The sequence below is a fragment of the Streptococcus suis genome (assembly GCA_024583055.1).
GTDB classification, from domain to species: Bacteria; Bacillota; Bacilli; order Lactobacillales; family Streptococcaceae; genus Streptococcus; species Streptococcus suis_V.
On sequence record CP102145.1, the window covers coordinates 1,859,930 to 1,881,866 of the forward strand.

Here is a 21,937-nt window from a genome sequence, read left to right on the forward strand (position 1 = left end):
TAGATATAAAATAAAAGAAATCGATTACAATTCAAGGAGGTTCTTATGAACAAGGAACAAATCACACAAGCCTTTCAGGATGTATTTGGTCAAGAAGCGGACGCGGCATTCTTCTCGCCAGGTCGAATTAACCTGATTGGTGAACACACGGACTACAACGGCGGTCATGTTTTCCCAGCTGCCATTACTTTGGGGACCTATGGTGCAGCCCGCAAGCGTGATGACCAAGTCCTGCGCTTTTACTCTGCCAATTTTGAGGAATTGGGTATTATTGAGGTGGATTTGGGCAATTTAGTCTATGACAAGGCCCATAACTGGACCAACTACGCCAAGGGCGTACTTAAGTTCTTGCAGGAGGCTGGACATACGATTGACTCGGGTATGGACGTCTATATCTATGGCAATATTCCAAATGGGTCTGGCCTGTCCTCATCAGCCTCTTTGGAACTGCTGATTGGGATTATTGCGGAGGAGCTATACAAGTTAGACTTGACTCGCCTTGATTTGGTTAAAATCGGAAAATTGACGGAAAATCAGTTCATCGGGGTTAATTCAGGAATCATGGACCAATTTGCTATCGGTATGGGTGCGGACAATAAGGCGATTTACCTAGATACCAATACGTTGGAATATGACTTGGTGCCGCTGGATTTGGGCGACCATGTCATTGTTATCATGAATACCAATAAGCGCCGTGAATTGGCAGATTCTAAGTACAATGAGCGCCGTGCGGAATGTGAAAAAGCGGTGGAAGAGCTCAATTCTGTCCTCTCTATCGAGACCTTGGGTGAGTTGGACGAATGGACTTTTGACGAATATGCTTACTTGATTAAGGACGAAAACCGTCTCAAACGGGCGCGACATGCCGTTCTGGAAAATCAACGGACCTTGCAGGCTCGGGCAGCGCTTGAAGCTGGTGATTTGGCAAAATTCGGTCGTCTGGTCAATGCCTCACATGTGTCCTTGGAGCATGATTATGAAGTGACCGGTCTGGAATTAGATACGTTGGCCCATACCGCTTGGCAACAAGAGGGCGTTCTCGGGGCGAGGATGACGGGAGCAGGATTTGGTGGCTGTGGCATTGCCATTGTCCACAAGGATAAGGTAGAAGCCTTTAAGGAAAATGTTGGCAAGACCTACACAGAAGTGGTCGGCTATGCACCTAGCTTTTATGTGGCAGAAATTGCTGGCGGTTCAACCGTTTTGTAAGATGTGAAATGATGAAGGAGAGACGATGGCAAATCTGGTAGATACATTTGTGGAGCAAGCGATTGTTCATAGTGACTTTGAGGAGATGGACCGTCTCTATCTGCGCAATCGGGTTTTGGCTTTGGTTGGCGAGCAGGTCTTGGACATTGAGACGGAGCTGACGGATATGATTGCCCTCAAAGATGCCTTGTTGGCATCGGCTCTTGAGGCTGGTCAAGTTGGGGAACTCTTGGAGGAGCAGGACATGGTTGGGGCTAGTCTGATGGACTTGGTGACACCGGCTCCTAGTCAGGTTAACCGTCAATTTTGGGCGACCTATGAAAATAGTCCGGAGCAGGCTATTGCGGATTTCTATGACCTCAGCAAGCGCAATGATTATATCAAGCTAGCAGCTGTTGCCAAAAATATCTATTACCAAGTACCGACAGATTATGGCAATCTGGAAATCACCATCAACTTGTCCAAACCAGAGAAGGATCCGAAAGCCATTGCGGCGGCCAAATTAGCAGAAGCAAGTAATTATCCTAAATGCCTGCTCTGTATGGAAAATGAGGGCTATCAGGGGCGGATCAATCATCCTGCTCGTGCCAATCACCGGATTATTCGTCTTCAGTTGGGGCAGGAGAACTGGGGCTTTCAGTATTCGCCCTATGCTTATTTTAATGAGCATGCCATTTTCCTCAATGCTGAGCATGTGCCAATGGCCATTACGCCACAGACCTTTGAGCAACTCTTGGATTTGATTGACCTTTTGCCGGGTTATTTTGTCGGTTCCAATTCGGATTTGCCGATTTCTGGTGGCTCTATCTTGACCCACAATCACTATCAGGGTGGTCGGCACACCTTCCCTATGGATGAGGCTCCGATTGAGCAGGAGCTGACGTTTACAGGCTTTGAAGGTGTACAGGCTGGACTGGTCAAGTGGCCCATGTCGGTCATCCGTTTGACTTCCAGCGATCGGACGGCGCTGCTTGGTTTGGCGGCTAAGATTTTGGAAAAATGGCGGAGCTATTCAGATGACTTGGTTGGAATTAAGGCTGAGACGAATGGAGTACCGCATCATACCATTACACCGATTGCCCGCAAGCGTGACGGTCGTTATGAGCTGGACTTGGTCCTCCGCGACAATCAGACTTCGGAGGAATTTCCAGACGGCATTTACCATCCTCATCCAGATGTTCAGCATATCAAGAAAGAAAATATCGGCTTGATTGAAGTCATGGGCTTGGCCATCTTGCCACCGCGCCTTAAGGCGGAGTTGGCCGAGGTGGAGAAATTCCTGCTGGGGCAGGACAGTCAAGTGGCAGCCTATCACCAAGACTGGGCAGACCGCTTGAAGACCGCTCACAGCTCAATTACCGCTGAAAATGTCCAAGAGATTGTCCGCACGTCGGTGGGACAAATCTTTGCCCGTGTACTTGAAGATGCCGGCGTCTACAAACGCACACCAGAAGGCCAAGCTGCCTTTAGAAGATTTGTCGAGTTTGTGGGGGTTGTATAATAACTTTCGAAGGGTAGGCAGACGCCTGCTCTTTTTGTTATAATAGTAAAAGTTATCAAAGGAGTAGATATGAAAAATTCAAAAATTGGGACTTTCATTACGCTTGTGGCAGGTATTGCTTGGGGTTTGTCGGGAGTCAGTGGGCAATATTTGATGACGCGTGGGGTGACGGTTGAGATGATTACGACCCTGCGTTTGGTGATTTCGGGCGTGGTTCTGCTGGGCGTGGCCTATTTGACCAGTAGGGACCAGTTGATGGCTGTTTTGAAAAATAAAAAGGCCCTGCTTGGGATTTTCCTCTTTGCCATGCTGGGCTTGGTGCTCAATCAAATCGCTTATCTACAAGCCATTTACTATACAAATGCCGGTACGGCAACGGTTTTGCAATACCTCTGTCCTATTTTGGTCTTGGGTTATACCTGTCTGCGGGACCGACAAAAGCCGACAGCGGTTGAATTGATGTCGATTGCTCTTGCTGTAGTAGGTACATTTCTGATTGCGACACATGGGCAATTGGACAAGCTGGCGGTGACACCGCTTGGTCTGGCATGGGGGATTTTCTCAGCCTTCACTTACGCCCTCTATATCATCCTGCCTAGTCGCTATATTCGCCAATATGGAAGTATGGTGGTCATTGGGATTGGCATGCTGATGGGTGGTTTGGTGGCAGTTTTTGCCTTTAGGACCTGGGGCCAGAGCCTTCCCGTGGACGGTGGTAGTCTCTTGGGCATGTTGGGAATTGTTGGTGTTGGTACCATTTTTGCCTATACGGCCTTTCTCAAGGGCGTCAGCATGGTCGGTCCGGTCAAGGGCAGTCTGTTGGCTTCGATTGAGCCGGTCGCATCGGTCTTTTTTGCCGTTTGGCTAGTTAATGAGCAATTTTATCCCATTGATTTTTTGGGGATGGTGCTGATTTTGGTGGCTGTTCTACTGATTTCCCTGAAAGATTTAGTGATTTCACGAAAGAGTATTGGTTAAGATGCTCTTTTTTGTTATACTAAAAGAAAAGGCTTACAAAGGAGAAAATATGCTTAGAGAATTTTGTTCGGAGAACCATATTGACGTAGCGCGTGCCCTTTCTTTAGGGGCGCAACGAGTGGAGTTGTGCGATAATTTGGCAGTCGGTGGAACGACACCTAGCTATGCGGTGATTGATTACGTTTGTCAACTGGCCCATGAAAATGATGCGACGGTCATGACCATGATTCGCCCCCGTGGCGGGAATTTCTGTTATGATGAGGTGGAAGTGGACATGATGGTAGAAGATTGTAAGGTGGCCAAGAAACTGGGTTCGGACGGTCTGGTTTATGGTCTGTTGACCGAGGAAAATTGGCTGGACGAGGTCGCTTTGGAGAAATTATTGGCCGTGTCTGAAGGGTGCGAAGTTGTTTTTCACATGGCCTTTGATCAAATACCACGCAGGAGACAATTTGAGGCCATTGATTGGCTGGCAGCACACGGTGTGACGCGGATTTTAACGCGGGGTAATCTGTCTGGTTGTGCTTTGGAAAACATTGACTGGCTAAACGAGATTGTGACTTATGCCAAGGGAAAAATTCAAATCCTTATTGGTGGTGGATTGACGGTGAATAACGTTCCAGAATTGGTCAACAAGCTACCGATTGACCAAGTCCATGGAACAAAATTGTTTTGGTAAGAAAACTTTAAGTTTTCTTTAAGGAGTCTTCAGTATACTCTATTTATTCTTTTTCATATAATCTCCTGAAGGCGCCCGGCATTTGTCGGGTGTTTTCTTTCTTTTTTATATTTTATCGGGGATGGAGCGAGAACTATGAGCATTGAACTATCTGTAGATTGGAGACAAAGAATGCTGTTACTATTGAGCTAGTTTGAAAGGGGTGACTGACTTCAGATATGTTATGAGAGTCAGGGGTTATTCGTTCTGGCTCTCCAAATCCTATACAAGCCTCAGAATATTTGTTATACTAAGAATAGAAAGAACATTTGGAGGTTTCTATGAAGAGGGTAAAATATCTTGGTCTGCTCTTGGGGGCTATGACATTTCTAGCTGCTTGTCAGCCAGCAGATTTGCAGTCCACTACTACTGAGACAGAAACGTCTACTCAAACTTCTGCTCCAACGGAATCAGAAGAGATATCGGTTGGTTCAAGTGAGCAAGAGGCGGGGTCTTCTGCTCAGCAAGGTTTTTCCTTACCAGTAATTTATCAGGACGTCATCGGAAATTACCAAGCTAGTCTTGCCCAACCAGAAGCTATCAATCCCGAACAGGTCAGCACCCAATTATTCTTGGTTCATCAGCCGGAAATCTATGCTGGCGCTTTCTATAGCCTGTATGATTTTAACCAAGATGGGGTTGAAGATCTGATCATTGCTCTGAAAAAATCAGATAGTTATGTGCTGATTGACCTCTATACTCTGTATGGTGGAGGGGACCTCTTACGCCTGGTTGACAGTTTCCGTCATATCGGTCCTGAAATAGGTGAGGAGGCCATTCTCCGTCCCCTACAAGATGGTAGCTATCTTTATGAGGTTGCTGGTCAATCCAAGCTCTATCAATATGACGAACATATTCCGGGATTGGGTCCTGTTCCTGAGATAGAAGCAGAATCACCAGTTTTTGATCTGAACAGTTTGACCTGGATTCAGATAGAAGCACAATAGTAAAAGGCTTGAGTTGATGCTCAGGCCTTTGGTTTTCTATCCATGTTGGGAAGATTGATTTTGTATTTGATGACTAGCAGTCGGATAATCAAAGAGATGACAAATATAGTAATAAAGGTAGGAATTTGAGGTAGTTGCCAATTGACCACACAGATATGGTAAATCATACCGGAAAATAGGGCCAAGACAGCATAAACGTCCTCTCGAAGGACAATAGGGGTCTCATTGACCAATAAGTCTCGGACAATGCCACCACCAACTCCAGTCAGGGTCGCAAGAATACCTGTTGTCACAGCATTTAGCTGTAACTCTATGCCAGTGTTGGCCCCGATTAGGGCGAAAATCGCCAGACCTATCGCGTCGAAGATGAGGTTGGTTTGGGCAAGGAGAATCAGGGCCTGCTTGTCAAGAGGTGTATCCTGTCGGATATGAATGGCGCAGAGATAGAGTAGAATGGCCACGACAACGGATAAGTAGATGGCTGAAGGGTCCGTCAGAGCAGTTGGAATACGATTGGCCATGATATCTCGAATAATACCACCTCCCACAGCTGTCATCAGACTGAGGAGAGAAATCCCAAATATATCTAGTTTTTTTCTGAAACCTTTAACGGCACCTGAAACAGCAAAAGCGATTGTCCCTATGTAGTTACAAATGATAAGAAATAGCTCAAAATCCATACCTACCTCCACCTCTAGTTTACCATAGAAACAATTGGAAATTCAAGAGAAAAAAGTTTGTGATAAAAAGAACTTTATCAGGTGTGTCCTTGTCGACATTTTTGTGAAAAAGTGAACGAAATCAAGGTTTTCAGAAAGTTTACAAGAAAATGGAAAACGGTTCAAAAATTTGCCATTTGTGAAAAAAAGGTCTATCATAGTAAGGAAAGAGAAAAAACCTTTGGAGGAAATTATGGTATCTATTTCAAAAGAGCAACATTTGGATATGTTCTTGAAAATGCAGCAAATTCGTGATGTTGACATGAAGTTGAACAAATTAGTGCGTCGTGGCTTTGTACAAGGTATGACTCACTTCTCAGTTGGTGAAGAAGCAGCAGCGGTAGGTCCGATTGCTAGCTTGACAGACCAAGATATTATCTTCTCTCACCACCGTGGTCACGGTCACGTCATTGCAAAAGGTATTGATATCAACGGTATGATGGCAGAGCTTGCTGGTAAGGCAACTGGTACATCTAAAGGCCGTGGTGGTTCCATGCACTTGGCCAACGTTGAAAAAGGGAACTTCGGTTCTAACGGTATCGTAGGTGGTGGTTATGCCCTGGCTGTTGGTGCGGCTTTGACCCAACAATACCTTGGTACAGATAATATCGTTATCGCCTTCTCAGGTGACTCAGCGACGAACGAAGGTTCTTTCCATGAGTCAATGAACTTGGCAGCTGTTTGGAATTTGCCAGTTATCTTCTTTATCACAAACAACCGCTACGGTATCTCAACTGATATTTCTTACTCCACGAAGATTCCTCACCTTTACCTTCGTGCAGCGGCTTACGGTATGCCAGGTCACTATATCGAAGATGGTAACGATGTGGTTGCTGTTTACGAGAAAATGCAAGAAGTTATCGAATATGTTCGTGCAGGTAACGGTCCAGCCATGGTTGAGGTTGAATCTTATCGTTGGTTTGGTCACTCAACAGCCGATGCTGGTGTTTACCGTACAAAAGAAGAAGTTAACGAGTGGAAAGCAAAAGATCCGCTTAAGAAATACCGCAAGTATTTGACTGAAAACAAAATTGCTACCGACGAAGAATTGGATGCAATCGAAGCACAAGTTGCAGAGCAAGTAGAAGCAGCTGTGAAATTCGCACAAGAAAGCCCAGATCCAGATATTTCAATTGCATACGAAGACGTTTTTGTGGACTAGTCTACAGTCTAGATTGAAGAAAAATTTTTTATAAGTAGGAGAAATTGTAAAAATGGCTGAAACAAAAGTAATGGCCTTGCGTGAAGCGATTAACTTGGCTCAAAGCGAAGAAATGCGTAAGGATGAAAAAGTATTCTTGATGGGTGAAGACGTCGGTATCTACGGCGGTGACTTCGGTACATCTGTTGGTATGTTGGATGAATTTGGTCCAAAACGCGTTCGCGACACGCCTATCTCTGAGGCAGCAATTGCTGGTTCTGCAGTTGGTGCGGCTCAAACTGGTCTTCGTCCAATCGTTGACTTGACCTTCATGGACTTCGTAACAATTGCCCTTGATGCGATTGTTAACCAAGCTGCTAAAACAAACTACATGTTTGGTGGTGGTTTGAAGACACCTGTAACTTTCCGTGTGGCTTCAGGTTCAGGTATCGGTTCTGCTGCCCAGCACTCACAATCTCTTGAAGCTTGGTTGACGCACATCCCAGGTATCAAGGTTGTCGCACCTGGTACAGCTAACGATGCAAAAGGTCTATTGAAATCATCTATCCTTGATAACAACCCAGTTATCTTCTTGGAGCCAAAAGCTCTTTACGGTAAAAAAGAAGAAGTCAACTTGGATCCAGATTTCTACATTCCACTTGGTAAAGGGGACATCAAGCGCGAAGGTACAGATGTGACTATCATCTCCTACGGACGTATGCTTGAGCGTGCAATCCAAGCTGCTGATGAAGTGGCTGCAGAAGGCATCAGCGTTGAAGTGGTTGACCCACGTACCCTTATCCCATTGGATAAAGAATTGATCATCGAATCAGTGAAGAAAACTGGTAAGGTTATCTTGGTCAACGATGCTTACAAAACAGGTGGTTTCATCGGTGAAATCGCATCAATCATCACTGAAAGTGAAGCCTTTGACTACTTGGATGCACCAATCATCCGTATCGCTTCAGACGATGTACCAGTTCCTTACGCAAACGTTCTTGAAAATGCTGTATTGCCAAACGTAGAGAAAATCAAAGCGGCAATCTACAAACAAGTTAACAAGGGTTAAGAGAAAATCTTGTTATAAACAAGAATGAAACGTAAGAAACTGAAAGAAAGGAATTGAACCCGGCCGGAGAGTTGGGGAATCAGGAATTTTTAGGAATTTCTCATTTCCAGTCACTCTCTGTTGGGCCCTGGTATCTTAAATATGGCAATTGAAATTATTATGCCTAAGCTCGGTGTGGACATGCAAGAAGGTGAAATCATCGAGTGGAAAAAACAGGAAGGCGATTTCGTCAATGAAGGCGACGTCATCTTGGAAATGATGTCTGATAAAACCAGCATGGAATTGGAAGCTGAAGAGTCAGGCGTTCTCTTGAAAATTGTGCATGGAAATGGTGCGACAGTTCCGGTAACGGAAGTCATTGCCTATCTCGGCGCAGAAGGTGAAACAGTGGAAGCGGCTGGTAGCTCTGCTCCAGCGGTTGAGCCAGCAGCAGCTATCGAAGAAGTTCCTGCTAGCCGTACACCGGTTATTGTAACTCCAGTAGTGGCTGCGAAACCGCAAGGTGGTGGTAAAGTTCGTGCAACTCCAGCAGCTCGTAAATTGGCGCGTGATTTGGGTATCGACCTTGGTTTAGTACCTGGTACGGGTGCCAATGGTCGTGTCCACAAGTCTGACGTTGAAGACTTCAAAGGTGCGGCTCCTAAGGCTACTCCACTTGCAGCTCGTATTGCAGCTGACCTGGGTGTTGATTTGACAACTGTGACAGGAACAGGTGTCAACGGTAAAATCAAGAAAGAAGACGTTCTTGCCCTTGTTGCACCAGCTCCAGCGGTTGAAGCAGCAGCTAGTCCTAAAGCAGAAGAAAAATCAGTCAAAGAATTGCCAGAAGGCGTTGAAATCATCAAGATGAGTCCAATGCGTAAGGCTATTTCGAAAGGTATGGTTAACTCTTACTTGACTGCACCAACCTTCACGCTGAACTACGACATTGACATGACCAACCTCATGGCACTTCGTAAGCAGGTTCTTGAACCAATCATGAACAAGACAGGTCTTAAAGTAACCTTCACAGACTTGATCAGTCTTGCAGTTGTTCGTACGCTTATGAAAGAAGAACACCGTTACATGAATGCGTCTCTCATCAACGATGCTCAAGAAATCGAATTGCACAAGTTCGTTAACCTTGGTATCGCTGTTGGTATGGATGGAGGTCTGGTTGTACCAGTTGTTCACGGTGCAGATAAGATGAGCTTGTCTGAATTCGTGGTTGCATCCAAAGATGTCATCAAGAAAGCGCAATCTGGTAAGTTGAAGGGTGCTGAAATGTCTGGTTCGACATTCTCTATCACAAACTTGGGTATGTTTGGAACTAAGACCTTTAACCCAATCATCAACCAACCAAACTCTGCTATCCTTGGTGTGGCGTCAACGGTTCAAACACCGGTTGTCATCGACGGTGAAATCAAAATCCGTCCAATCATGGCACTCTGCTTGACCATTGACCACCGTATTGTTGATGGTATGAACGGCGCGAAATTCATGGTTGACCTCAAGAACTTGTTGGAAAACCCGCTTGAATTGTTGATCTAAGATAAGATCTCCATTGGTTTAAACTAGAGAATTAGATTTCTGAATAGAAAATAAAGAAAGGGAATAAGAGCGAGAGAGTTTTAGCAATTGAACCCGAGCGGAAAGCTCGGAAAAATAGATAAATCGTTTAGAAAATCAGGATTTTCTACGATTTCCTAATTTTTCAGTCGCTTTCTCTTCGCTCTTGGTATCTTAATCATGGCAATTGAAATTATTATGCCTAAACTTGGTGTAGATATGCAAGAAGGCGAAATCATCGAGTGGAAAAAACAAGAAGGTGATTTTGTCAATGAAGGCGATGTGATTTTGGAAATGATGTCTGACAAGACTAGCATGGAGCTAGAAGCTGAAGATTCAGGTGTTCTTTTGAAAATCGTTCATGGTAACGGTGCGACTGTTCCTGTAACAGAAGTTATCGCTTACCTTGGTGCAGAAGGTGAAACAGTTGAAGCAGGTAGCGGTGCTGCTCCAGCAGCGGCTGAAGTCGCTCAAGCAACTGCTGATTTGAAAGCAGCTGGCTTGGAAGTTCCTGGAGCACCTGCTGCAGCTGCTCCACAAGCTCCTAAGGCAGAATTGGCTGCGGATGAGTACGACATGGTCGTAGTCGGTGGTGGTCCTGCTGGTTACTACGCGGCTATCCGTGGTGCTCAATTGGGCGGTAAAATCGCTATCGTTGAGAAATCAGAATTTGGTGGTACCTGCTTGAACAAGGGATGTATCCCAACGAAGACCTACCTCAAAAACGCGGAAATCCTTGACGGCTTGAAGATTGCGGCTGAGCGTGGTATCAACCTTGCTTCAACTAACTACACAGTTGATATGGACAAGACAGTTGACTTCAAGAACAAGGTTGTGAAGACCTTGACAGGCGGTGTAGCAGGTCTCTTGAAAGCCAATAAGGTAACCATCTTCAACGGTCTTGGTCAAGTAAACCCTGACAAGACTGTTGTCATCGGCGACAAGGTTATCAAAGGTCGTAGCATCGTTCTTGCAACAGGTTCTAAGGTATCCCGCATCAATATCCCAGGTATCGATTCTAAGTTGGTATTGACGTCTGATGATATCCTTGACTTGCGTGAAATTCCTAAGTCACTCACTGTTATGGGTGGCGGCGTAGTCGGTGTAGAACTTGGTTTGGTTTACGCATCATACGGCACAGAAGTAACAGTTGTTGAGATGGCAGACCGTATCATTCCAGGTATGGACCGCGAAGTGTCTGTTGAATTGCAAAAAGTCCTTTCTAAGAAAGGTATGAAATTCTTGACCTCAGTTGGTGTATCTGAAATCGTTGAAGCTAACAACCAGTTGACCATCAAATTGAACGACGGCTCAGAAATCGTTTCTGAAAAAGCCCTTCTTTCAATCGGTCGTGTACCACAATTGGCTGGTCTTGAAAATCTTAACCTTGAACTAGACCGCGGTCGTATCAAGGTTAACGAGTACCAAGAAACATCTATCCCAGGTATCTACGCACCAGGTGATGTCAACGGTACTAAGATGTTGGCCCACGCTGCTTACCGTATGGGTGAAGTGGCAGCTGAAAATGCCATCCATGGTAACCACCACAAGGCTAAATTGGATTTCACACCAGCAGCGGTTTACACACACCCAGAAATCGCTATGGTTGGTTTGACAGAAGACCAGGCTATCGAGAAATACGGTAAAGAAAACATCCTTATCGGTCGCAACAGCTTCACTGGTAACGGTCGTGCCATCGCTTCTAATGAAGCACATGGTTTCGTAAAAGTGATTGCTGATAAGAAATACCATGAAATCCTTGGTGTTCATATCATCGGTCCAGTTGCAGCTGAAATGATCAACGAAGCAGCAACTATCATGGAATCTGAGTTGACAGTTGATGACGTGGCAGCATCCATCCACGGTCACCCAACCTTCTCAGAAGTGATGTACGAAGCCTTCCTTGATGTGCTTGGTGTTGCGATCCACAACCCACCAAAACGTAAATAATCATCACACAGGATTGGACCTTGTCCAGTCCTTTTTTGTGTAGAGTTGAAAGGCAAATTTCAATTCCGAGTTAGCCACCTATAAGAAATTCTCTCGGTGACTTGTAGCCCAAACATTTTTTGGGATAGTTATTGATCCAATTTTCGATAAAAGCGACTTCTTTCGGGGTCGTTTTTGTGGTTCCTTTCGGCAACCATCGTCGGATAAGCCTATTGTGATTCTCGTTCGTGCCTCTCTCCCAAGAGGAATAAGGGTGAGCGTAGTAGATATATTCCTCCAGAAACACTTCTGACAAGCGACTAAACTCGGTTCCATTATCTGTAGTAATGGATTTGATTTGGAACTCCTTCAAGACGATTTTCAAGGCCTGATTCACAGCCTCAGCCGATTTATTTGGAATCAATCGAATGATTTGGTGGCGACTTCTCCTGTCCGTCAAGACCAAAAGGCATTTGTTTCTCGCTCTCGTCAATAGAACCGTGTCAATTTCATAGTGTCCAAGCTCCAGTCGAAGATTGATCACCTCTGGCCGCTCTTCAATTGACTTTCCAGCAGGCTTAAAGTTTGGACTCGCCTGTTTTTTGGTAGTCCTCCCTTTTCTAGGATAAAGCATATCCTTCTTGGTCAAGCCGAGATGCCCCTTGTGAATCCAGTAGTAGATGGTTGAAATCCCCACATTGATGTCCTTGGTTCTAACCATCATTTCAGGCGAGAATTTTTCCATATTGTAGTGCCGAATTTTATCAGCGAGTTCCTTTGTTAAGCTCAGTTTTCTAACGGACTTTTTCCGATTTTTCTCATACAGATTTTGGGCATAATCAGCGGAATAGAGTTTTTTGAAGCGACCTTTTCGGACTTGTTGTAGGGTCGTCCCTCGTATCACTTCATTGTGAATGGTCTGCGGAGCCTTTCCCAATAAGCGAGCGATTTCCCGATTGGATTTCCCTTCGCCTTTCCACCGTTCAATTTGTCTGCGGTTTTCGATTGTCAAATGTTTTCCTTTTGGTGTATAATGTGTATGCATCTCCGTGTCTTCCTACCTTGTGTTTGTGGTGAACTACAAGTATAACACGGAGGTGTTTTCTTTTACCTACAAGGAACTTTCATTTGTCAACAGGTACCCTTGAACCTGTTTTGTTGGCTCAGCCAAGGCTCTCATTCGCCTTGGTAAACCAGCCTAACAGGTCCAAGCCTGTTAACAAACGAAACCAGAACAGACAGCTGAACCAGTTGAAACAGCTGTTTTTTGGCTAGGTTGGGGTGGCTAACTTCATTATAGAACTTTCGGTGTAGAGTTGAAAATCCGAATATCCGAATATTTTAAAAAAATTCTGAAAAAAAGATTGACATATAGAAATAATAGTGTAAAATAATAGCAATCAGAAGAAGTAGACTTCAGGTTTGTTTCCAGAAAACTGGCGGTTGTTGCGAGCCAGTAGCAGACGAAGTTGAAATGGGCTGATGGAAAATAAGAGAAGGTAAACAATATCCTTCCGGTTGGCACCCCTTACCGTGCGGCTCCTTGTTGGAGGAGCTTGAGAGGACAAGGGCTTTTTTGCTACTCTTGTCAATGGAGGTGGCACCGCGCTAGCTATGATTAGACGCCCTCGCACAGATTTTTTCTGTGCGAGGTTTTTTGTGTTCGCGAGAGGAGTTCTATATGAAAACAAGTTTATCCGCAGATATTTTAACCCCGATTTTAGCCTATATGCGCCTAGAGGGGCAGCACAAGATGATTTTGGAGTCTATTCCCAGAGACAAGGAAAATGCTCGTTTTTCCATTGTGGCTTATAACCCGGTTTATGAGATTAAATTTGAAAATGGCATCTTGACGCGGAATGACGAAGTTATTGATGCCGACCCACTGGATTATCTACAGGAATTGACGGGTAAACATCCAGTAGCGGATGCCGGTCCCTTTAGCGGTGGCGCCATTGGTTTCCTTGGTTATGACATGATTAGCCTCTATGAAAACATTGGCGATATTCCGGTTGATCCGATTGGCACGCCAGATATGCACTTTTTCATCTATGAGTCCTATTTGGTCTTTGACCATAAAAAAGAGACCATTTCCATACATGAGGACAATATCTACAGCGGTCGAAATGAACAGGAAATGGCTAGCGCTTTGGAGCAAGTCTTGCAGTCGCTCAAGCAGGCGCATCCGGCTGAATTTGCACCGCATGACCTTCATTCCTTGTCTTTCCACAATCATCTGGAAAAAGAAGAATTTGAGGGGATGGTGACAAAAGCCAAGGAGCTCATTCGTCAGGGGGATATGTTCCAATGTGTTCTTAGTCAGCGCTTCTCGGCACCAATTTCTGGCAAGCCACTGGATTATTACCGGAATTTGCGGGTGACCAATCCTTCAAATTACCTCTACTTTTATGATTTTGGGGACTATCAGATTATCGGAGCTAGTCCAGAAAGTTTGGTTTCTGTCAAGGATGGTCTGGTAACGACCAATCCCATTGCGGGGACACGTCCGCGTGGTCTGGATGAAGAGGCAGATAAGGCGTTGGCGGCGGATTTGTTAGCTGATCAGAAAGAGGTGGCGGAGCACCGGATGTTGGTTGATTTGGGGCGAAATGATTTGGGGCGGATTGCTCAAATCGGCAGTGTTCGAGTGACCAAGTACATGGAGGTGGAGCTCTTTCGCTATGTCATGCACTTAACCAGTATTGTCAAAGGGCAGCTATTACCAGAACTCAGCCCATTGGACGCTCTCAAATCGACCTTGCCAGCAGGTACGGTATCAGGCGCACCGAAAATTCGTGCCATGCAACGGATTTACCAACTGGAAAAGGAAAAGCGCGGTGTTTATGCAGGTGCCATCGGTTATCTATCTGCCTCTGGTGATATGGATTTTGCCATTGCCATTCGGACTATGATTATCAAAAATCAGATGGCCTATGTTCAAGCGGGCGCAGGAATTGTCTACGACAGCATTCCGGGAAATGAATACCAAGAGACGGTCAACAAGGCCAAGGCCATGACTAGAATAGGAGATTTGCCATGATTCTCATTATTGATAACTACGATTCCTTTACCTATAATTTGGCCCAATATGTGGGAGCTTTTACAGAGATTAAGGTCTTGCGAAATGATGACCAGCAACTCTTTGTAGAGGCCGAAAAGGCAGATGGTCTGGTCTTTTCTCCGGGACCGGGTTGGCCAGCAGATGCGGGTAAAATGGAAGAGATGATTGCAGCCTTTGCTGGGAAGAAACCGATTTTGGGGATTTGTCTAGGTCATCAGGCGATTGCAGAGGTTTTTGGCGGTCAGCTTGGTCTGGCGCGACAGGTCATGCATGGAAAGCAGAGCCAGATGAACTTGGAGGCATCGTCGCCCTTGTTTGCAGGTTTGGAAAAGGAAGTGACCATCATGCGCTACCACTCCATTGTCGTGACGGAGATGCCAAAGGATTTTCAGGTAACGGCGCGCACGCTAGACGATGGGGAAATTATGGCCATCCAGCATGTGACTTTACCCATTTATGGTCTGCAATATCATCCAGAAAGTATCGGTACACCAGATGGGATCAAGATGATTGAAGCGTTTGTGAAAGAGGTAATCAGATGAAAGCAATTTACGAAAAAATAGCAGCCAGACAGGATTTACAGCAGTCAGAAGTGGAAGGGGTCTTTGCCCAAATACTAGAGGGGCAATTGTCGGAAAGTCAGATTGCAGCGCTATTGCTGGGATTTAAGACCAAGGGGGAAACGGTCGAGGAGATTACAGGTGTGGTCAAATCACTCAAGGCCCACGCCATTCAGCTGCCAGAGACCTTTACCGATGCCATGTGTAGTTGTGGTACAGGAGGGGACCAGTCTTATAGCTTTAACGTGTCAACAACAGCAGGATTTATCCTAGCGGCGGGCGGTGTCCGTCTGGCCAAGGGAGGTAACCGTTCCGTATCCTCCAAGTCGGGTTCGGCAGACGTTCTGGAAGAATTAGGCATCAACATCGCGGCTAGTCCAGAAAATTTGGCTCGTGCCTTGTCAGAAGTCGGATTGGCCTTCGTCTTTGCCCAATCCATGCACCCAGCCATGCGCTATATCGGTCCGGCTCGTAAGGCTTTGGGTATCCCGACCATTATGAATATTGTAGGTCCGTTGGCCAATCCGTTATCTCTGGATACCCAATTGATGGGCGTTTTCCGTGGCGATTTGCACTTGGAATTGGCTCAGGTCATGAAAAGTCTGGGCCTGCGTCGAGGTGTGATTGTGACCGGTCCTGATAATATGGACGAGGCGGCCTTGTATGGCACTAATCATTACACGCTCTTGTCCGATGGGCAGATTAGCCAAGGCAGTTTTTCCTACAAGGATTTGGGTATGCAACGCGTGGAGCCAGCTGATATTCGCGGGGGCGATGCCAAGGAAAATGCAAACATTCTCGTTTCCGTCTTGCGCAACCAAGCCAGTCCCTATCTGGAAACAACGGTGCTCAATGCTGGTTTGGGATTTTTTGCCAATGGTAAGGTAGACAGTATCAAGGATGGCATTACCCTAGCCCGTCAATTGCTGGCGGATGGTTCAGCCCTTGCCAAATTAGAGGCACTCCGAGAGGTACAGGTATGACAAAAGCATTTTTACCAACCATTTTAGAGCAGAAAGAAAAAGAAGTGGCTAGACTTGTTTTGGAGGAAGTTCAGCCACTTCGCCAGACCTATTCTTTCTACGACTATGTCAAGGAGCATTCGGAGTGCCTACAGATTATTGCCGAGATCAAAAAAGCCAGCCCTAGTTTGGGCGCCATTAATCTGGATGTTGATATTCTAGCTCAGGCGCGGACCTATCAAGAGGCGGGTGCGGCCATGATTTCGGTCTTGACGGATGAGGTTTTCTTCAAAGGCAAGATTGACTATCTCCGTCAGATTTCAGAGGCGGTGTCTATTCCAACCTTGGCCAAGGATTTTATCATTGATGAAAAGCAGATTGTTCGTGCACGAAATGCTGGGGCTACGGTGATTTTATTGATTGTTGCGGCTTTACCGGAAAATCGTTTGCAGGAACTCTATGATTTTGCCAGCAAACTGGGCTTGGAAGTCTTGGTGGAAATCCATAACTTGGTAGAATTAGAGATTGCTCATCGCATCGGTGCCAAGATTATCGGGGTGAACAACCGCAATTTGACGACTTTTGAAACGGATTTACAAACCAGTTTGGACCTGAACAAGCATTTTCAAGACCAAGCCGTCTATGTATCTGAATCGGCTATTTTCAGTGGGGCAGATGCGGCTTTACTGGCACCTCATTTTCAAGCCATTTTGGTGGGGACTGCCCTCATGCAGGCAGAGGATGTTCAGCAGAAGGTAAAGGAGTTGGCCATTGACAAAGGTTAAAATCTGTGGCCTATCCACTGAAGAGGCTGTGCGAGCGGCTATCGAGGGCGGTGCGGATTATCTGGGCTTTGTCTTTGCCCCCAGCAGGCGGCAGGTCAGCCTAGAAAGAGCGCATCAATTGGCGACGCTCATCCCGGAAAGGATGAAAATCGTTGGTGTCTTTGTCAGTCCGACCCCGACAGAATTGCAGTTGGCCATTGGTCAAGTGCCTTTGGATATTGTGCAAATTCACGGCGATTGGGATGAAAGCTATGTCCAGCAAGTCCCTGTTCCTGTTATTAGGGCCATTCAGTTGGATAAGGCTGACGATATCAGTGAGACACAGGCGGCTTATCTGCTTTTCGATGCGCCTATAGCGGGCTCAGGGCAGACATTTGACTGGGAATTATTGACCGGCAAGCAATTCAGACAGCCGATTTTCATCGCAGGTGGCTTGACCGTAGACAATGTTGCCACGGCACAAGACTTGTTTTCACCCTATGCGGTAGACGTTTCGTCTGGAGTAGAGACGGATGGACACAAGGACCCTGTCAAAATTAAAGCATTTATAGAAAGAGTGAAAAAATGACCTATCAACAACCCAATAAAGATGGCTTTTTTGGCCAATATGGCGGCCGTTTCGTGCCGGAAACCTTGATGACAGCTGTTTTGGAGCTAGAAGAAACCTACCGTTCAGCCAAGGAGGACCCTGCTTTTCAAGCGGAATTTGACCACTTGCTCCGCCAGTATGTGGGCAGAGAAAATCCCCTCTATTTCGCTAAACGTTTGACCGATTATTGTGGTGGGGCCAAGATTTACCTCAAACGAGAAGATCTCAACCACACGGGCGCCCACAAGATTAACAATTCTTTGGGACAGGTACTCTTGGCCAAACGCATGGGCAAGAAGAAAATTATTGCTGAAACGGGTGCAGGTCAGCACGGTGTAGCAACTGCGACAGCAGCAGCCCTCTTTGGTATGGAGTGTACCATTTACATGGGCGAGGAAGATGTCAAACGTCAGGCGCTCAATGTCTTTCGGATGGAGTTGCTGGGTGCTAAGGTGCATGCGGTGACTGATGGCTCGCGTGTGCTAAAAGATGCGGTCAATGCCGCTCTGCGCGCTTGGGTGGCTCAAGTTGAAGATACCCATTATGTCATGGGCTCCGTGTTGGGGCCAGCGCCCTTTCCAGAAATCGTCCGGGACTTCCAAAGCGTGATTGGACGCGAGGCCAAGCAGCAATTTTCAGATCTTTCTGGTGGACAATTGCCCGATGCCCTCTTGGCCTGTATCGGTGGTGGCTCTAATGCCATGGGGCTCTTTTACCCCTTTGTCGACGACGAGTCCGTTGCCATGTATGGCGTAGAGGCGGCTGGGCTGGGTCTGGACACAGAGCATCATGCGGCGACTTTTGCAAAAGGGAAACCGGGAGTTTTACACGGCGCGCTTATGGACGTCTTACAGGATGAAAATGGGCAAATCATGGAGGCATTCTCCATTTCTGCCGGCTTGGATTACCCGGGAATTGGGCCGGAGCACAGCTATTTCAATGCTATCGAACGGGCGACCTACGTGTCTGTCACTGATGAAGAGGCCTTGGAAGGATTCCAACTCTTGTCGCGCTTGGAAGGGATTATTCCAGCTTTAGAATCTAGCCATGCCATCGCCTATCTGCCACGCTTAGCCAAGGAATTGGGACCAGACAAATCCATCATCGTCTGCCTATCAGGTCGCGGTGACAAGGATGTTGCTCAAGTCAAGGAACGCTTAGCTGCCCAAAGAAAGGACCAAGAACAATGACAAAAATACTAGAAAAACACTTGCGGAATATTAAGGAAAATGGCAAGGGCATTTTCCTTCCCTACATCATGGCCGGTGACCATGAAAAGGGTTTAGATGGACTATTTGAAACCATTGATTTTCTGGAGCAGGCAGGCGTTTCAGCTATTGAAATCGGTGTTCCTTTCTCGGACCCTGTTGCGGACGGTCCTGTGATTGAGGAGGCGGGGCAACGCAGTTTGGCCAAGGGTGTCCATCTGTTGGACATTATCAAGCAGTTGCAAGGGCAAGCCAGTCAGGTGCCACTCATCTTGATGACTTATTTTAATCCTGTTTTTCAATATGGCTTGGACCAGTTTTTCCGCGATTTGGAGACGACTTCTGTCAAAGGCTTGATTATTCCTGATCTACCTTACGAACATGAGGATATCCTGCGTCCCTATCTGGAAAAGAGTGATTTATGCCTCATTCGCTTGGTTAGTTTGACAACAGGGACTGACCGGCAGCAAGAATTGGTGCAGGATGCGGAAGGATTTGTTTACGCCGTTGCCATCAATGGCGTGACCGGCAAGAGCAACCAGTACCGTGAGGACTTGGATGGTCACCTGAAACGCTTAAGTGCTTTGTCTCCTATCCCAGTATTAACAGGATTTGGCGTTTCCAGCCAAGAGGATATTCTCCGATTTAACCGCGTATCGGACGGCGTGATTATGGGCTCGAAAATCGTCAAAGGTCTGCATGAGGGCGAAATAGAAGAAATTCGTCAACTCGTGGCATTTGGCAGTCGGGTGGAGAAATAGAATGAAGTCTGGAAGAATCGAGGACTCATGCCGTTGACCAATAAAATGCTCAGAAAGGATGCGACCTAGTCGGTCCTTTTTTGATGGGATGCGGAAATGATCGTTCCCCTTGTTATTCGCTTTTTTGGCGAAAAAATGCTATAATTATCTGATTATATTTTTTGGAGAAATTAGTGAGTTTAGAGAATTACATGCCAGATTTTGCCTTGGAAAAGGCTTATGATGTGACGGTGGACAGTTTGAAAAAGCATGGGATTAAGGTGGTGTTTGTCGATTTAGATAATACCTTAATTGCTTGGAATAATCCTGACGGAACGCCTGAGATGCGCCAGTGGTTGCATGATTTGCGGGACGCAGGTATTCCGGTTGTCGTTGTTTCCAATAATAAATATGAGCGGGTCAAGCGCGCGGTCGAGAAATTCGAGATTGACTTTGAATCTTATGCGCTCAAGCCCTTCACTATCGGCATTAACCGCGCTCTCAAACGCTTTGATGTCAAGCCTAGCGAGGTCATTATGATTGGTGATCAGTTGATGACGGACATTCGGGCGGCCAAGCGGGCAGGACTTAAGTCGGTCCTTGTCAAGCCCTTGATTCGGACAGATTCCATTAATACGCAGATTAACCGTTGGCGTGAGCGACGGACCATGAAGAAAATCATAGCCAAATATGGAGCGATAGACTACAAGAGGGAGATGTAAGTGGAAGAATTATTTTGTATCGGTTGTGGTGCTCAAATTCAGACGACAGATAAAGAGATTGCCGGATTTACTCCCCAATCAGCCCTAGAAAAAGGTCTGGAAACAGGGCAACTCTACTGCCAACGTTGTTTCCGTTTGCGCCATTACAATGAAATCTCAGACGTCAATATCTCAGACAATGATTTCTTGAAACTCCTCCATAGTGTAGGTGAAAGCGATGCCTTGGTAGTGAATGTCATTGATATTTTTGATTTCAATGGGTCAGTCATTCCAGGTTTATCTCGTTTTATTTCTGGAAATGATGTGCTTTTGATCGGCAATAAGCAGGACATTTTACCCAAGTCTGTCAAGACAGGCAAGGTTACTCAGTGGTTGACTGAGCGGGCACATGAAATCGGCATGCGACCAGTTGATGTTGTCTTGACTTCAGCCCAATACAAGCAGGCTATCAAGGACTTGATTGAGAAAATTGAACAACACCGCATGGGACGGGATGTCTATGTGGTCGGCGTGACCAACGTTGGAAAGTCAACGCTCATCAATGCCATTATCCAAGAAATTACTGGGGACAAGGATGTCATTACCACCTCACGTTTTCCAGGGACAACTTTAGATAAGATTGAGATTCCTCTGGATGATGGTTCTTTCATTTATGATACGCCTGGGATTATCCACCGTCACCAGATGGCACATTACCTGACGGCTAAAAACCTCAAGTACATCAGTCCTCGCAAAGAAATCAAGCCAAAGACCTACCAGCTTAATCCAGAACAGACCTTGTTCTTGGCTGGTCTGGGACGATTTGACTTTGTGTCTGGCGAACGTCAAGGCTTTACAGCCTTTTTTGACAATGAACTCCAGCTCCACCGCACCAAGTTGCAGGGGGCAAGTGAGTTTTACCAGAAACATGCAGGTTCACTTTTAGTGCCGCCAACCAGCAAGGAATTGAAAGAATTTCCAGAATTGGTCCGCCATGAATTTACTATCACCGAAAAGACGGATGTGGTCTTCTCAGGACTTGGTTGGATTCGTGTCAATGAAAAAGCCAAGATTGCTGCTTGGGCGCCTAAGGGTGTGGATGTGGTTATCCGTAAGGCCATTATTTAATGAAGTCTAAAATGGGGTCACTTATGAGAAAAGTAGTTGGTATGCTGGCCATTGTCGGTTTGTGTGTTCTAGCCTATTGGTTTTGGCCATGGGAAGAACCAAATCTTCCCAAAGCCAGTGAGGTTCGGGAAATTCGTTTGGTTCAAGGTCAAGTAGTTGTCACAATCGACCAGTCAGAAGAGATAGCAACTTTTTTGGCAGAACTTGGAAATGCAAAAAAGACCCGTCAAGATAGTGTTCACGATGCACCGTTGGGTTCACCCCATGTGCAGATTACCTTTGTCATGGCAGAAGGTGAAACCACAGCATTTGCTTATGAGGGAATACGTAACAGCTATCTGGAGTTTCCTTACACTGGTATCTACAAGCTGAAAGAGCCCCCTCAAGTGATTCAGAAAATGTTAGCAGACTAGGTCTGCTTAGTTAAATAAAGAAAAGAGAAAT

Annotated in this window: 21 protein-coding genes; 19 read left to right on the forward strand and 2 right to left on the reverse strand. The window is 46.0% G+C overall.

The window, feature by feature from the left end; all coding sequences use genetic code 11:
* Positions 1 to 45 precede the first annotated feature (45 nt).
* The 5 genes from NQZ91_09365 (at position 46) to NQZ91_09385 (ending at position 5,353) form a co-directional block, all read left to right on the forward strand.
* The gene (locus NQZ91_09365; protein UUM57530.1) at positions 46 to 1,209 is read left to right on the forward strand and encodes a galactokinase; all 1,164 of its coding nucleotides are present in this window, start codon (positions 46 to 48) and stop codon (positions 1,207 to 1,209) included.
* Between the two features lie 25 nt (positions 1,210 to 1,234).
* Positions 1,235 to 2,710, forward strand: a complete 1,476-nt coding sequence (galT, locus tag NQZ91_09370) for a UDP-glucose--hexose-1-phosphate uridylyltransferase (GenBank protein UUM57531.1) — start codon at positions 1,235 to 1,237, stop codon at positions 2,708 to 2,710.
* A 69-nt stretch (positions 2,711 to 2,779) separates the two neighbouring features.
* On the forward strand, positions 2,780 to 3,688 hold the full coding sequence (locus NQZ91_09375; GenBank protein UUM57532.1) for a DMT family transporter: 909 nt from the start codon (positions 2,780 to 2,782) through the stop codon (positions 3,686 to 3,688).
* Positions 3,689 to 3,737: 49 nt separating this feature from the next.
* On the forward strand, positions 3,738 to 4,367 hold the full coding sequence (locus NQZ91_09380; GenBank protein UUM57533.1) for a copper homeostasis protein CutC: 630 nt from the start codon (positions 3,738 to 3,740) through the stop codon (positions 4,365 to 4,367).
* A gap of 320 nt (positions 4,368 to 4,687) precedes the next feature.
* Positions 4,688 to 5,353 (forward strand): colicin lysis protein, encoded by a 666-nt coding sequence (locus NQZ91_09385; protein ID UUM57534.1) that lies wholly within the window; start codon positions 4,688 to 4,690, stop codon positions 5,351 to 5,353.
* A gap of 20 nt (positions 5,354 to 5,373) precedes the next feature.
* On the opposite strand, the gene NQZ91_09390 is transcribed toward NQZ91_09385, so the two are convergent.
* Positions 5,374 to 6,033, reverse strand: coding sequence for a trimeric intracellular cation channel family protein (locus NQZ91_09390; protein ID UUM57535.1), 660 nt, complete (start codon positions 6,031 to 6,033; stop codon positions 5,374 to 5,376).
* Positions 6,034 to 6,265: 232 nt separating this feature from the next.
* Between NQZ91_09390 and NQZ91_09395 the strand changes: the two genes are divergently transcribed.
* From NQZ91_09395 to lpdA, 4 genes are all read left to right on the forward strand, one after another.
* Positions 6,266 to 7,234 carry a thiamine pyrophosphate-dependent dehydrogenase E1 component subunit alpha gene (locus NQZ91_09395; protein UUM57536.1) on the forward strand — a complete coding sequence of 323 codons (969 nt, stop codon included), beginning with the start codon at positions 6,266 to 6,268 and terminating at the stop codon, positions 7,232 to 7,234.
* A 52-nt stretch (positions 7,235 to 7,286) separates the two neighbouring features.
* The gene (locus NQZ91_09400; protein UUM57537.1) at positions 7,287 to 8,282 is read left to right on the forward strand and encodes an alpha-ketoacid dehydrogenase subunit beta; all 996 of its coding nucleotides are present in this window, start codon (positions 7,287 to 7,289) and stop codon (positions 8,280 to 8,282) included.
* A gap of 141 nt (positions 8,283 to 8,423) precedes the next feature.
* Positions 8,424 to 9,812 (forward strand): dihydrolipoamide acetyltransferase, encoded by a 1,389-nt coding sequence (locus tag NQZ91_09405; GenBank protein ID UUM57538.1) that lies wholly within the window; start codon positions 8,424 to 8,426, stop codon positions 9,810 to 9,812.
* A gap of 198 nt (positions 9,813 to 10,010) precedes the next feature.
* On the forward strand, positions 10,011 to 11,780 hold the full coding sequence (gene lpdA, locus NQZ91_09410) for a dihydrolipoyl dehydrogenase (GenBank protein UUM57539.1): 1,770 nt from the start codon (positions 10,011 to 10,013) through the stop codon (positions 11,778 to 11,780).
* Positions 11,781 to 11,850: 70 nt separating this feature from the next.
* Here lpdA and NQZ91_09415 read toward each other — a convergent pair whose 3' ends face one another.
* Positions 11,851 to 12,804: an IS30 family transposase gene (locus tag NQZ91_09415; protein UUM57540.1), complete on the reverse strand. Its 954-nt coding sequence runs from the start codon at positions 12,802 to 12,804 to the stop codon at positions 11,851 to 11,853.
* Positions 12,805 to 13,440: 636 nt separating this feature from the next.
* On the opposite strand from NQZ91_09415, the gene trpE reads away from it, so the two are divergent.
* The 10 genes from trpE to NQZ91_09465 all read left to right on the forward strand — a co-directional run bounded on the left by trpE (position 13,441) and on the right by NQZ91_09465 (position 21,906).
* Positions 13,441 to 14,799: an anthranilate synthase component I gene (trpE, locus tag NQZ91_09420; protein ID UUM57541.1), complete on the forward strand. Its 1,359-nt coding sequence runs from the start codon at positions 13,441 to 13,443 to the stop codon at positions 14,797 to 14,799.
* Positions 14,796 to 15,362: an aminodeoxychorismate/anthranilate synthase component II gene (locus NQZ91_09425; GenBank protein UUM57542.1), complete on the forward strand. Its 567-nt coding sequence runs from the start codon at positions 14,796 to 14,798 to the stop codon at positions 15,360 to 15,362. Before trpE ends, NQZ91_09425 begins: the two co-directional genes overlap by 4 nt.
* Positions 15,359 to 16,363: an anthranilate phosphoribosyltransferase gene (gene trpD, locus NQZ91_09430; protein UUM57543.1), complete on the forward strand. Its 1,005-nt coding sequence runs from the start codon at positions 15,359 to 15,361 to the stop codon at positions 16,361 to 16,363. Before NQZ91_09425 ends, trpD begins: the two co-directional genes overlap by 4 nt.
* Complete coding sequence (trpC, locus tag NQZ91_09435; protein UUM57544.1) at positions 16,360 to 17,127, forward strand: indole-3-glycerol phosphate synthase TrpC; 768 nt, start codon at positions 16,360 to 16,362, stop codon at positions 17,125 to 17,127. The genes trpD and trpC overlap by 4 nt, the downstream gene beginning before the upstream one ends.
* Complete coding sequence (locus tag NQZ91_09440; protein UUM57545.1) at positions 17,114 to 17,695, forward strand: phosphoribosylanthranilate isomerase; 582 nt, start codon at positions 17,114 to 17,116, stop codon at positions 17,693 to 17,695. Before trpC ends, NQZ91_09440 begins: the two co-directional genes overlap by 14 nt.
* On the forward strand, positions 17,692 to 18,906 hold the full coding sequence (trpB, locus tag NQZ91_09445) for a tryptophan synthase subunit beta (GenBank protein UUM57546.1): 1,215 nt from the start codon (positions 17,692 to 17,694) through the stop codon (positions 18,904 to 18,906). The genes NQZ91_09440 and trpB overlap by 4 nt, the downstream gene beginning before the upstream one ends.
* On the forward strand, positions 18,903 to 19,685 hold the full coding sequence (trpA, locus tag NQZ91_09450) for a tryptophan synthase subunit alpha (protein ID UUM57547.1): 783 nt from the start codon (positions 18,903 to 18,905) through the stop codon (positions 19,683 to 19,685). Before trpB ends, trpA begins: the two co-directional genes overlap by 4 nt.
* Before the next feature lie 161 nt (positions 19,686 to 19,846).
* Positions 19,847 to 20,386: a YqeG family HAD IIIA-type phosphatase gene (locus NQZ91_09455; protein UUM57548.1), complete on the forward strand. Its 540-nt coding sequence runs from the start codon at positions 19,847 to 19,849 to the stop codon at positions 20,384 to 20,386.
* Entirely contained in the window at positions 20,387 to 21,493 is a 1,107-nt protein-coding gene (yqeH, locus tag NQZ91_09460) for a ribosome biogenesis GTPase YqeH (GenBank protein ID UUM57549.1), read from the forward strand.
* Between the two features lie 23 nt (positions 21,494 to 21,516).
* Positions 21,517 to 21,906, forward strand: a complete 390-nt coding sequence (locus NQZ91_09465; GenBank protein ID UUM57550.1) for a DUF5301 domain-containing protein — start codon at positions 21,517 to 21,519, stop codon at positions 21,904 to 21,906.
* Positions 21,907 to 21,937: the final 31 nt, after the last annotated feature.